At 41.6% G+C, this 13,478-nt stretch carries 11 protein-coding genes; all 11 read left to right on the top strand.

Going from position 1 to position 13,478, the window contains the following annotated elements; translation table 11 throughout:
- Positions 1 to 6: 6 nt before the first annotated feature.
- The 11 genes from pcaD to L3V46_RS15145 all read left to right on the top strand — a co-directional run bounded on the left by pcaD (position 7) and on the right by L3V46_RS15145 (position 12,487).
- Positions 7 to 786: a 3-oxoadipate enol-lactonase gene (gene pcaD / locus L3V46_RS15195; protein WP_034617775.1), complete on the top strand. Its 780-nt coding sequence runs from the start codon at positions 7 to 9 to the stop codon at positions 784 to 786.
- Between the two features lie 42 nt (positions 787 to 828).
- Complete coding sequence (locus L3V46_RS15190) at positions 829 to 2,181, top strand: MFS transporter (protein WP_004819915.1); 1,353 nt, start codon at positions 829 to 831, stop codon at positions 2,179 to 2,181.
- Positions 2,182 to 2,225: 44 nt separating this feature from the next.
- Positions 2,226 to 2,639 carry a 4-carboxymuconolactone decarboxylase gene (gene pcaC, locus L3V46_RS15185; RefSeq protein WP_004722141.1) on the top strand — a complete coding sequence of 138 codons (414 nt, stop codon included), beginning with the start codon at positions 2,226 to 2,228 and terminating at the stop codon, positions 2,637 to 2,639.
- 10 nt (positions 2,640 to 2,649) lie between these two features.
- The gene (gene pcaH / locus L3V46_RS15180; RefSeq protein ID WP_239046154.1) at positions 2,650 to 3,375 is read left to right on the top strand and encodes a protocatechuate 3,4-dioxygenase subunit beta; all 726 of its coding nucleotides are present in this window, start codon (positions 2,650 to 2,652) and stop codon (positions 3,373 to 3,375) included.
- 12 nt (positions 3,376 to 3,387) lie between these two features.
- The gene (pcaG, locus tag L3V46_RS15175) at positions 3,388 to 4,017 is read left to right on the top strand and encodes a protocatechuate 3,4-dioxygenase subunit alpha (RefSeq protein WP_034617756.1); all 630 of its coding nucleotides are present in this window, start codon (positions 3,388 to 3,390) and stop codon (positions 4,015 to 4,017) included.
- 203 nt (positions 4,018 to 4,220) lie between these two features.
- Complete coding sequence (gene aroD, locus L3V46_RS15170) at positions 4,221 to 5,060, top strand: type I 3-dehydroquinate dehydratase (RefSeq protein WP_239046153.1); 840 nt, start codon at positions 4,221 to 4,223, stop codon at positions 5,058 to 5,060.
- Between the two features lie 26 nt (positions 5,061 to 5,086).
- On the top strand, positions 5,087 to 6,541 hold the full coding sequence (locus L3V46_RS15165) for a right-handed parallel beta-helix repeat-containing protein (protein WP_239046783.1): 1,455 nt from the start codon (positions 5,087 to 5,089) through the stop codon (positions 6,539 to 6,541).
- Between the two features lie 19 nt (positions 6,542 to 6,560).
- Positions 6,561 to 7,886 (top strand): carbohydrate porin, encoded by a 1,326-nt coding sequence (locus tag L3V46_RS15160; RefSeq protein WP_239046152.1) that lies wholly within the window; start codon positions 6,561 to 6,563, stop codon positions 7,884 to 7,886.
- Positions 7,887 to 7,902: 16 nt separating this feature from the next.
- The gene (locus L3V46_RS15155) at positions 7,903 to 10,326 is read left to right on the top strand and encodes a glucose/quinate/shikimate family membrane-bound PQQ-dependent dehydrogenase (protein ID WP_239046151.1); all 2,424 of its coding nucleotides are present in this window, start codon (positions 7,903 to 7,905) and stop codon (positions 10,324 to 10,326) included.
- A 692-nt stretch (positions 10,327 to 11,018) separates the two neighbouring features.
- Positions 11,019 to 11,654 carry a hypothetical protein gene (locus tag L3V46_RS15150; protein ID WP_239046150.1) on the top strand — a complete coding sequence of 212 codons (636 nt, stop codon included), beginning with the start codon at positions 11,019 to 11,021 and terminating at the stop codon, positions 11,652 to 11,654.
- Positions 11,651 to 12,487 carry a nucleotidyl transferase AbiEii/AbiGii toxin family protein gene (locus tag L3V46_RS15145; protein WP_239046149.1) on the top strand — a complete coding sequence of 279 codons (837 nt, stop codon included), beginning with the start codon at positions 11,651 to 11,653 and terminating at the stop codon, positions 12,485 to 12,487. Before L3V46_RS15150 ends, L3V46_RS15145 begins: the two co-directional genes overlap by 4 nt.
- Positions 12,488 to 13,478 lie beyond the last annotated feature (991 nt).

Here is a 13,478-nt window from a genome sequence, read left to right as displayed (position 1 = left end):
GTCAGTATGAAAATTAAAAATCGTCAAGGACAGCAACTTGCCGTTCAAATCCAAGGCGTAAAAAATGCACCCGTGATTATATTTTCTAACTCACTTGGAACAGATCATGGGATGTGGCAAGCGCAAGTAGATGCTTTGGCACAACACTATCAGATCATTACTTATGATACTCGTGGGCATGGTGCAAGTGATGTGATTGCCAACAGTACGCTGCAAAACTTTGCCGACGATGTGATTGATATCTTAGATACATGGCATATTGAAAAAGCACATTTTTGTGGAATTTCAATGGGTGGCATCACTGCACTCACACTGGCTATTCAATACCCTGAACGCTTTTATAGCATCACTGTGGCAAACTCAGCCGCGAAAATTGGTACAGCTGAAGCATGGAATAGTCGTGCTGATAGCGTAGAGCAAGATGGGCTGGCTGAAATTGTTAAAACCACACATACCCGTTGGTTTAGTGGGCATTTTGATTATGCACATGATGTGCTTGCTCAAAAAACCATACAAAGTTTAGCGGTGACACCTGCACAAGGCTATGCCAATGCCTGTCGAGCTTTGGCAGATGCTGATGTTCGAGATCAGCTCAATCAAATTCAAATCCCAACTTTAATTATCGCAGGTCAATATGACCCTGTAACGACGGTTCAAGATGCAGAATTTATGCATCAATCCATTCCAACGAGTCAACTTGAAATCTTGGCAGCGTCTCATTTGTCCAATATTGAACAACCACAAGTGTTTAGTCAGGCATTGTCTAAGTTTATTCAGAACATATAACCGTCTAGGGTTAGAAAGGAATTCGCCTACAAGGAGGCAACTATGGCACAGGAATTTGCTGCCCCAAAAAACAGTATGGATGCTCAGGCACTCATTAATGATGCACCGATCAGCAAGTATCAATGGATGATTGCAATCATTTGTTTTCTGATTGTATTTGTTGATGGAATCGATACGGCTGCAATGGGCTTTATTGCACCAGCTCTGGCACAGGATTGGGGGATTGATCGCTCTCAACTTGGGCCTGTGATGAGTGCAGCACTGGGTGGAATGATCATTGGTGCATTGGTTTCAGGACCTACTGCGGATCGTTTTGGACGCAAGATTGTATTAACTATTTCAATGTTGATCTTTGGTGGCTTTACCTTGGCATCAGCTTATGCGCCAAACTTAGACAGTTTGGTTGTACTGCGCTTTTTAACCGGTATCGGCCTAGGCGCAGCAATGCCAAATGCCACCACATTGTTTTCAGAATACTGCCCGAATCGTGTTCGTTCACTGCTCGTGACCTGTATGTTTTGTGGCTATAACTTGGGTATGGCAACGGGTGGTTTTGTCAGTAGTTGGCTGATTCCTACCTTTGGATGGCACAGCTTATTTTTGCTCGGTGGTATTTCACCGTTGATCCTGATGCTGTTGGTGATTGTACTGTTACCTGAGTCATATCGCTTCTTGATTGTTAAAGGTCGAGATGCTGCAAAAGTTCGCAAAATTCTAAGCCATATTGCACCTGAAAAAGTACAGCTTGCTGACAGCTTTTATATCCCAGAAGAACAGTCTGCTGTGGCACAAAAGAAAAATGTATTTGGCATGTTGTTTTCGCAAAAATTTGCCAAAGGCACAGTGTTGTTATGGTCAACCTACTTTATGGGTTTGGTAGTGATTTATCTACTGACCAGCTGGTTACCAACCTTGATGCGTGAAACTGGCGCAACCATGGAACGCGCAGCATTTATTGGCGGTCTATTCCAGTTTGGTGGTGTGTTGAGTGCGTTATTTATTGGTTGGGCAATGGATCGTTTTAACCCGAACCGCATTATTTCAGCATTCTATTTTATCGCAGGCTTATTTGCTGTTGCCGTAGGTCAAAGCCTCAGCAACCCAACATTATTGGCCATTTTGGTGTTATGTGCAGGGGTTGCAATCAATGGTGCGCAATCTGCAATGCCAGCATTAAGTGCCCGTTTTTACCCAACTCAATGTCGTGCAACTGGTGTGGCGTGGATGACAGGGATCGGTCGTTTTGGCGCAGTGTTTGGGGCTTGGATTGGTGCTGTTTTACTCGGCAATGATTGGTCTTTTACCGCAATTTTAAGCTTATTGATGATTCCTGCAACCGCTGCGGCTGTGGCAATTTTTGTTAAATCCTTAGTGGCGCATACTGATGCTAGCTAACTTTCTCAAGATCAGAAATAAGATCATAAAGAGGGACAATTTCCATGAATGATGAACAACGTTACCAACAAGGACTACAGGTCCGCACCGAAGTATTGGGTGAAAAACATGTCGGTCGTTCTTTAGAAAACTTGAATGACTTTAACCAAGATTTTCAAAACTTTATTAGTCGTTTTGCTTGGGGTGAGGTGTGGTCACGTGAAGGTTTACCACGGCATACCCGCAGTTTAGTCACCATTGCCATCTTATTGGCATTGGGACGAGAAGATGAACTCAGAATGCATCTACGTGCTTGCTTTAACAATGGTGTTACCAAGGACGAACTCAAAGAACTGATTTTACACAGCTCACTGTATGCAGGACTACCAGCCGCAAATGCAGCAATGCACATGGCTGAAGATGTTTTTAAAGAACTCGGAATAGAAGTGCAACCTGTCGCTGCACAACAACAGGATTAAGGAGATAGGCATGTTAAGTCATACATTGGGTGCATATCCGCAACGGAATACAGAAGATCACCCGCCAGCATATACACCAAGCTATAAAACCAGTGTATTACGCTCGCCCAAAAATGCATTGATCTCGATTAATGAAACATTAACTGAAGTCACTTCACCGCATTTTTCACCTGAAATTTTTGGTGCAAAAGACAATGATTTGATTTTGAACTATGCCAAAGAAGGGCTCCCAGTCGGTGAGCGAATTATTGTGCATGGTTATGTACGTGACCAGTTTGGTCGCCCTGTAAAAAATGCCTTATTGGAAGTTTGGCAAGCCAACGCATCAGGTCGTTATCGCCATCCAAATGACAAATTTATTGGCGCAATGGATCCTAACTTTGGTGGCTGTGGTCGTACCTTAACCGATGAAAATGGTTTTTATATTTTCCGTACCATTAAACCGGGGCCATATCCTTGGCGTAACCGAATCAATGAATGGCGTCCAGCGCATATCCATTTTTCATTGATTGCCGATGGTTGGGCACAACGTTTGATTTCGCAATTCTATTTTGAGGGCGATACCCTGATAGATACTTGCCCGATTTTAAAAACCATTCCATCTGAAGATCAGCGTCGTGCCTTGATCGCATTAGAAGATAAAAACAATTTCATTGAATCAGATAGTCGTTGTTACCGCTTTGATATTCATCTGCGTGGTCGTCGTGCGACTTATTTTGAAAATGATTTGACTTAAGGAACTCAGACAATGAATGCATGGAATTTTCAGGAAATTAAGGAAACCCCATCACAAACAGGTGGTCCTTATGTGCATATCGGTTTATTGCCACAACAAGCCAATATTGAAGTATTTGAACATAGCTTCGATAACCAGTTGGTGAAACAACACACCCAAGGTCAACGTATCCGTATTGAAGGTCAAGTGTTTGATGGACTGGGTTTACCATTAAGAGATGTATTGCTGGAAATCTGGCAAGCCGATGCCAATGGGGTTTATCCAAGTCAGGCCGATACCCAAGGCAAAACAGCCGATGCTCATTTTCAGGGCTGGGGGCGTACAGGCGCAAATTTTGAAACAGGTTTTTGGAGTTTTGACACCATTAAACCGGGGGCTGTCGCAGGGCGTAAAGGTTCAACTCAAGCACCACATATTGCAGTCGCACTCTTTGCTCGTGGAATCAACATTGGTTTGCATACCCGTATTTATTTTGACGATGAAGTTGAAGCAAACGCCAATGATCCGGTACTCAACAGTATTGAGTGGGCAGTCCGCCGCCAAACCCTGATTGCAAAACGCAGTGAAGTAGACGGTGAAATCGTGTATCGCTTTGATATTCGAATTCAAGGTGAAGACGAAACCGTGTTTTTTGATATTTAACAATCCTCAAGATCTCTCTTTTTGAAAGAGAGGTCTTGTTTTGGAATCATCTCAGTCTTGAGATTCGCGATACTCCTCTTTTTTAAAAGGTAAGGAACGATTGAGGTTCCGCAAGGGAGGGATGAGGAGGGATTAAGATCGACGAAAAGCACTTAAATGAAATCGCAATATACAAACGGATAATTTATTCAGGAAGATGAAAAATGAAACTACAAAAACTTGCAGCATTGACGCTTGCACTTAGCTCCATATTTACCTTTCAAATGACACAGGCAGAATCTATTTCACAAAGCCCAGTTGAACTTGCAGAACTGGCAAAACTCCCAGTAAAGACCATCGTCCCAATTACAGCAAAAACCAAAGAACAAGCCTTAGCACAGGCAAAAATCATTGCTAATAATCCAGATGCGGATTTGGCTGAGTTCCGCATAGATCTGCTCAACTTTGCCAGTGACACTAAGCAAGTGATTGCTTTAGGACATGAGCTTAAACAGATTTTAGGGTCTAAACCAGTGATTGCCACTATTCGTACGCATAACGAAGGCGGGCAACTGACCATCAGCGATGCGGATTATGGCAAAACTTATCAGGCCTATTTACGCAAACCCTTTATGGACATGCTGGATGTGGAAATGTTCCGAGATCCGCAAGTGGTGAAAAACATCGTTAAATTGGCACATGAACAAAAAGTATTGATTGTGATGTCCAATCACGATTTTAAAAAGACCCCTGATGAAGCAGAAATCGTTCAACGCTTGCTTAAACAAGATCAGCTTGGCGCAGATATTCTTAAAATCGCAGTGATGCCACAAAGCAAACAAGATGTATTTACTTTGATGAATGCCACTTTAAAAGTCAGCCAGCAATCAAAAAAACCATTGCTCACCATGTCGATGGGCAAACTCGGGACGATTTCTCGAATTGCCACAGCCAATATGGGCGGCAGCTTTAGTTTTGGCATGATCGGTGAGGCTTCTGCGCCCGGTCAAATTGATGTGACCCAACTCAAACAGTTATTAAAAACCGTTCAACCTACACCATAAATTAAAAGGAATTTTTAGACATGAAAATGATTTCATTACGTTTAACGACATTGGCACTTGGCTTAGCGATTTCTGGTTTGGCAATGGCGGAAAGCTATGTGGTAGACCGTTATCAAGATGATCATGAAAAAGGTTCATTACGTTGGGCGATTGAGCAAGCCAACAGTAAGCCAAGTGAAGCCAGTGAGATTTTGATTCAAGCGGTTGGGCAAGCGCCTTATGCCATTAAGGTCAACAGCCCACTGCCAGAAATTAAAGCACCAGTAAAAATCATCGGTACACAGTGGGCAAAAACCGGTGAGTTTATCGCGATTGATGGCTCAAATTATATTAAAGGTACAGGGGTTGAAGCTTGCCCGGGTGCGGTTGAAGGGCAGTTCGGAACCAATGTTCGTACCACAACTTTGCCGGGAATTGTATTACGTGACATCAACGGCGTCAGCATTCAAGGGCTAGAGATTCGTCGTTTTTGTATTGGGATCTTGATGAATCGCGCCAGCAATAACCTGATCCAAAATAACCGTATTATGCACAACTATGGTGGTGCAGGGGTGATGTTGACAGGGGATGATGGTAAAGGTAATCCAACTGCGACCACCACCAATAACAACAAAGTGCTGAATAACTATTTCCAAGACAATGGTGATGGACTTGAGTTAACTCGTGGTGCTGCATTTAACTTGGTTGCCAATAATCACTTTATTTCAACTGCTGCAAACCCAGAGCCATCACAAGGCATTGAAATTTTATGGGGCAATGACAATGCGGTGATTGGCAACAAGTTTGAAAATTATTCAGATGGTTTACAGATCAACTGGGGTAAACGCAATTATATTGCCTATAACGAACTGACCAATAACTCCAACGGTTTTAACCTGACGGGTGATGGCAATATTTTTGACAGCAATAAAGTCCATGGTAACCGAGTCGGTGTTGCGATTCGTTCAGAAAAAGACGCCAATGCGCATATCACATTAACCAAAAATCAAATTTGGAATAATGGCAAAGACATTAAGCGCTGTGAAGCGGGTGGAAGCTGTGTGCCAAATCAACGATTAGGCGCAATTATTTTTGATATTCCGGGATTAGAACATGCGCACTTTGTTGGTTCACGGGGTCATGGCGTAAAAATTGATCCAGCAAACTTACAAAAGACCTGCCAGCAACCCAATGAACAAGGCTGTAATCCACAACCAAATCAAAATATTCAAGCACCTAAATTGACCTTAGCAAAAGGTCAAATTGCGGTAGAAGTAAAAGGACAACCAAATCAACGTTATCAAGTTGAATTTTTTGGCAACTCACAAGCAAGCGCAAATGAAGCCGAGTTTTATTTAGGCTCAAGCACTGTTGCAACCAATGCCCAAGGCACAGCAAGCGTGACTTGGAAACCGACAATGAAAGTTGCATCGATCACAGCCAATATCACAGATCGTCTAGGTGCAACATCTGAACTTAGCTCAGCGGTAAAACTGAAATAACAAATAATAAGGAAGTAATATGAGTTTAAATGGATTATCGATCAAACTGAGCTGTTTAGCCGTTGCATTTTGTATGGCTCAGAGTAGTTTTGCTGAGCAAGCTTGGTCACAAGATCGTCAATGGTTATTGGGCGATTGGAATGGGCAACGCCAACAACTGGAAAAAGACGGTTATAAATTTACGGCCTCTATTATGAGCCAAGCTGCAACCAATTTAGACGGGGGCTATCACGACAACAACAGCTTTGAAAATGCAGCGCAATTGGCGTTGGGTGCAAATTTTGATTTAAATAAAATCGCGGGCTGGAAAGACACCACAGCCAATATCTTAATCACCAAACGTGATGGTAATGCTTTAACTTTAGAAAGCATTAAAGATCCACGTTCTGGTGCTTTAGGCAATTCACAAGAAATTTATGGACGAGGCAAAATCTGGCGCCTGACCCAAGCATGGGTCAAAAAAGGCTTTGCTGACAATACGGTTCAATTCAAGATTGGTCGTATGGGCATGTCAGATGACTTTAATGGTTCACAATGTGAGTTTCAAAACCTATTACTTTGTGGTGGACAACTGGGCAAATCCATTGGTTCGATTTGGTACAACTTACCCGTAGGTTTATGGGGAACCAATGTGAAGTACCAATTTGCACCTGAGTGGACACTCGGTGTCGGTGTTTATGAAGTCAATCCTGACAACATTAAAACTGGCAAAAATGATGGTTTTAACTTGGATATGCGCAATGTTAAAGGTGCCACCATTCCAGTAGAACTGGCATGGCGTCCAAAACTAGCAGCATTTGATGGTTTAGCAGGCGAGTATAAAGTCGGTGCGCTGTACTCGACAGCTGAAGCCAATGATATTGCGATCGCAGGAAAGGTACATGATAGCAAACATAGTTTTTGGCTTAATGCACAACAACAACTGAGCCAAAAAGGGCAGGACCCTAAACGTGGTTTGTTCGTGAGCTTTAATGCAGTTGTCAATGATAAAGCCACCACGGCAGTACAAAGTACCCAACAACTTGCACTCTGGTACAAAGGACCTTTTGACAGTCGCCCTAATGATTCAATCGGATTTGGGCTTGCAAATTATATGGTCAATGATCGTTATAAAGATCGTCAGATTGCCACCAATAACAGCCGTGGTTATGACCAGTACGATAGGTTTGCAACAGATTATGTGCCTGTGCAACGTGATGAGCTCAATGTTGAATTGAACTATACCTATCAATGGTCACCTGCAATCATGCTACGACCAAACCTACAATATATCCATCAGCCTGCGGGTGTAAAAGAAGTGGATGATGCATGGGTTGCTGGTTTAAGCATGCGTGTGAATTTCTAATTTAGGAGTATGACGTATGACTGAATCTACAAGGACACATACCGTATTAAAAATATGGTGTTTTATCTTAGGTTTGGCTTTGCTTGTAACAGGAGCATTCTTTACTGTAGGCGGAGTTAAGTTGGCGACACTGGGAGGATCATGGTATTTCGTGATTTCTGGTGTAATCACATTGGCATCAGCAATTTTTATCTTTAAGAAAAAAGCACTCGGTGTCTGGCTGTTTAGTTTGGTGTTTGTGGGTACCATCATCTGGTCATTGCTGGATGCAGGCTGGGAATTTTGGCCTTTATTTTCAAGACTGATGTTTCCAGCAGGTTTATTCGCTGCATTGATGTTTACTTTGCCCGCGATTCGCCGTTACCAGTTTCAATCGAGTGCGAGTTTGCCAGCTTTTGGCTTAGGAGCACTCACGGTTTTAGGTATGTTGATTGGGCTTTATCAAATGTTCCAACCGCATCCAACGGTTGCCGCATCTGGTCAGGCATTGCCATTGGTTCCTGTTCAAGCAGACCAGCAACAAAGCAATTGGCAACATTATGGTCAGGATTCTGGCGGCAGTCGCTTTGCTGCACTTGATCAAATCACCCGTGAGAATGTCCATCAACTCAAAGAAGCATGGCGTTTTCGTACAGGTGATTTCACTACAGGTTCAGGCAACGGTGCAGAAGATCAAATGACCCCTTTACAGGTGGGCAACAAGATTTACTTATGTACGCCACATAACAATATTTTTGCTTTAGAGGCTGACTCAGGTAAACAGCTTTGGAAAGCCGAAGTAAATTCTAAATCGGATGCATGGGAACGTTGTCGTGGTGTGGCTTACTTCGATTCAACTGAACCTTTAACCCAACCGACGTTGGCAGGTGCAACACCTGTTCAAGCTGTCGCTAACAATACCGCTTGTTTACGCCGTGTGTATACCAACACACCAGATGGTCGTTTAATTGCGGTCAATGCTGACAGCGGTGAGCGTTGTAAAGATTTTGGTGTTGATGGAACGGTTGACTTACTTAAAGGCTTGGGTGAAGGCACTACCGCACCACGTTTTGAAGTGACCTCTGCGCCGACCATTGCAGGTACTGTGATTGTGGTGGGTAGCCGTATTGCCGATAACCTTGCCGCAGATATGCCGGGTGGGGTGATTCGTGCTTATGATGTGATCACAGGTCAATTACGCTGGGCATTTGATCCACGTAATCCTGATCCAAACCATGTGTTAAAAGAAGGTGAAACCTATAAACGCAGTTCAGCAAACTCTTGGGCTGCGATGTCGTATGACCCAAAAATGAACACGGTATTTATGCCGATGGGGAGCTCATCTGTAGATGTGTGGGGAGGCAACCGCCAACCTTTGGATCATAAATATAATTCATCTGTCTTGGCATTAGATGCAAGCACAGGTAAAGAAAAATGGGTCTATCAAACTGTTCATAATGACCTATGGGATTTTGATTTACCGATGCAACCAAGCTTGGTTGATTTCCCAATGAAAGGTGGTAAGAATCAACCTGCTGTAGTGATTGGAACCAAATCTGGACAATTCTTTGTATTGGATCGCTTAACAGGTAAACCATTAACCCAAGTGATTGAACAGCCTGTTAAACCTGCCGATATTCCGGGTGAACAATATAGTTTAACCCAACCACGTTCAGTTGAAATGCCACAAATTGGTAATCAAACCTTGACTGAATCAGATATGTGGGGTGCAACACCGTTTGACCAGCTGATGTGTCGTATCGGCTTTAAATCTATGCGTTATGAAGGCTTATATACTGCACCGGGTACAGATAAATCGTTAAGTTTCCCTGGCTCTTTGGGTGGCATGAACTGGGGCAGTATTGCCTTTGATCCTAGCCATCAATATATGTTTGTCAACGACATGCGTTTAGGTCTATGGATTCAGTTGATCGAACAAACACCAGAAGATTTGGCAATTCAGGCAAATGGTGGTGAAAAGGTTAATACAGGTATGGGTGCTGTACCGATGAAAGGTACACCATATAAAGTCAATAAAGATCGCTTCTGGTCGAAGTTGAATATCCCATGTCAAAAACCGCCTTATGGCACCATGACTGCCATTGATATGAAAACTCGCCAGATCGCTTGGCAAGTACCAATGGGAACAGTGGAAGACACTGGACCTATGGGCATAAAAATGGGATTAAAAGCACCGATTGGTATGCCAACCATTGGTGGTCCAATGGCAACACAAGGGGGCTTAGTGTTCTTTGCTGCAACGCAAGATTACTACTTACGTGCTTTAGATTCATCTTCAGGTAAAGAGTTGTGGAAATCACGCTTACCTGTCGGTAGCCAAGGAACACCAATCAGCTATGTTTCACCTAAAACAGGTAAGCAATATGTGATGGTGACTGCGGGCGGTGCTCGACAATCTCCTGATCATGGTGACTATGTGATTGCCTATAGTCTGAAGTAAGCTAAAACTGTTTAAAAAATGGAACTGCAATCGTTAATCGATTGCAGTTTTTTTATGGGTTTAAAATTGAATAGGCTGGGTGCCAATTAAGTCGCTTTGCTTTTTACATCATTGAATCATACATGGGCTTTCTACCGCATGGCGACAAGGATGTTGACGTTGGGGCGATGGAATTAAGTGAAACACAATTAATTTGAGTAATGGAAAACTCCCTCCTTTGACAAAGGTGAGAAGTATTACTTCGCAAGGGGGAGGATTAAAAATCCTGAAGTGATCAGAATTTCCGCTTTTTACATCATTGATTCATACATGGGCTCTCTACCGTATGCGATATAGATATCGCTGTTGAGGTGATGGAGTGACGTGAAACACAATTAATTTGAGTAATGGAAAACTCCCTCCTTTGACAAAGGTGAGAAGTATTACTTCGCAAGGGGGAGGATTCGCTTCGCAAGGGGAAGGGTTTTTATCTAAGGCATCGCCTACACAAATTAAATTTAAACTTTTCACAGTAAGATGGGGTAGCGCTAACTTGTATCTTAGCTTTTTGACAGGTTGACTATAGTTTGAAATAAGTTAGGTAATGTTAATGTAAAAAACTAAACTGCAATCGTTAAGCAATTACAGTTTTTTTAGTTGTCTTGTAAAAAATGATGATATAATCTGATTTAATTGGATTATGTGTACATTTTATGCAAGATCTTAAATTAAGCGAATTTAAAAATATTCCCATTCATCACGGTACTCTACTATCGCTACTGAAAGAATATCAGAACCCGAATGATAAAATTTCAAGATGGATAAAAGCAGGGACATTAATTCCATTACAGCGAGGTTTGTATTTGGTCGGAGATTTATGGCGCAATAGCACTCCCTGTTTGCCACTTATTGCAAATCATTTATATGGCCCTTCATGTGTATCTCTAGACTATGCTTTGTCATGGCATGGAATTATCCCAGAAAAAGTAGTAGAAATAACATCGGTTACAACTAAACGTTCACTATCAATTGAAAACACCTTGGGAAGATTTTCTTACCATACGATAGCTCAATCCGTTTACCCTATTGGTATCCAGTCACAGTCTTTTGAGCATGGCTATTTTTTATTAGCAAGCCCTGAAAAAGCACTCTGCGATAAACTTCTAACCACTCGTAATTTGCGGATGACCAGCCAGCGGTCGATGCAGATTTTTTTAGAGGAAGATTTACGTATAGATATGGATATGTTGGTTGATTTCGATTTTACAATTATTAATGCTTATATAGCAGCTGGAATAAAAACCCACTTATTTAAGACGTTAAAAGGGTTACTCACGGAAATAGCATGAACATTATTGAGCAAATGTTAAACAGATATGATTTAAAGCCTAATCAAGACAATCAACACGTACTGCGTGAAATTATGCAGGAAATCGCCTTGGCTGGATTACAGCGAGCAGGTTTTTTTAATAAAGCTGCATTTTATGGTGGCACCTGCCTTCGAATATTCTATAACTTACCAAGGTTCTCAGAAGATTTAGATTTTTCTTTGCTAGAGGAAGACCAAACATTTAGCCTTGAGCCTTATTTTAACAGTATCAAACAAGAATTCATTGCGCTGGGTTTTGATGTTGAAATTAGCCAGCGTAACAAAATCCATCAAACAGCCATAGTTTCTGCATTTCTCAAAAAGAACACCAGTATTTATGATATTAAAGTGGCTGGGCATAGAACATTAAAAATCAAATTTGAGGTGGATACCAACCCTCCAATGTTATTTCATACAGAAGAAAAACTCCTATTACAGCCTTTTTCTTTCTACACCAAGTGTTTCACACTTGAAGATCTATATGCAGGGAAAATGCATGCTTTATTGTTTAGAAAATGGAAAAATCGTGTCAAGGGGCGGGATTGGTTCGATTTTGAATGGTATGTACGTCAAAATGCTAAACTTAATCTTGAACACTTTAGCGAACGTGCAAGACAAAGTGGTGATTGGAATAAAGATAATTTGAGCCAGCAAGATTTTTTAGACTTATTGCTTAAACGAATAGATTCAGTTGATTTCGGGCAGGCTAAACAAGATGTGGCACCATTTATTCGTGATCTAAACGTATTAGATATCTGGTCAAATCATTACTTTAAAGAACTTGCAAGACAAATGAAATTTATATCAACCTAAGTGTGAAAAAACGCATCAAATGAAGTTAAGCAATATAAAGCGCAATTCATAAAATACTGATCTGATCATATAGAAGCATTTTTTTATACCCATCAGCACCGCTTTATTTATAACGCAAGGTTTGGCATTCCCCTACGAAAAGTAAGGTATGGTCTACGCAAATATATTTAAACTTTTCACAGTAAGATGGGGTAGTGCTAACCCAAAATTCAGTATAAAAGCCCCTCATCCTAGCCTTCTCCCAGCGGGAGAAGGAACTTCCAATATCAATATAATTTACGCTTTAAGATCATTTTTTGATTTATGTAAGATCTAGAACTTACATAAAATAATTAAAACTTCTCAATTTAAGTTAAAGCTGTGCAAGTACCATTTCATCATTGAATCCTACACGGTGTTTCTACCGCATGGCAACAATGATGTCGCCGCTGGGCGGGGGTATAGGATGTACCCCTCGCCCAGCAAAAGATTTTTGTTACTTTTGATCTTTCAAAAGTAAGGTATCGCCTACGCAAATTAAATTTAAACTTTTCACTGTAAGATGGGGCGGTGCTAACTCAAAATTCAATATAAAAGCCCCTCATCCTAGCCTTCTCCCAGCGGGAGAAGGAACTTCCAATATCAATATAATTTACGCTTTAAGATCATTTTTTGATTTATGTAAGATCTAGAACTTACATAAAATAATTAAAACTTCTCAATTTAAGTTAAAGCTGTACAAGTACCTTTTCATCATTGAATCCTACACGGTGTTTCTACCGCATGGCGACAAGGATGTCGCCGTTTGGCGGGGGTATAGGATGTACCCCTCGCCAGACGAAAGATTTTTGTTACTTTTGATCTTTCAAAAGTAAGGTATTGCCTACGCAACTTAAATTAAACCTTTCACTGTAATATGAGGCAGTGCAAGTCTCTTTTCATCTGAGCAAAACAAAGCATCGCCTACGCAAATGAATTAAAACTATTCACAATAAGATGAGGCAGTGCAAGC

The organism is Acinetobacter sp. AG3 (assembly GCF_022343575.1).
In the GTDB taxonomy this organism is placed as follows: Bacteria; Pseudomonadota; Gammaproteobacteria; order Pseudomonadales; family Moraxellaceae; genus Acinetobacter; species Acinetobacter guillouiae.
This window is presented reverse-complemented; position numbering and strand designations above follow the sequence as displayed.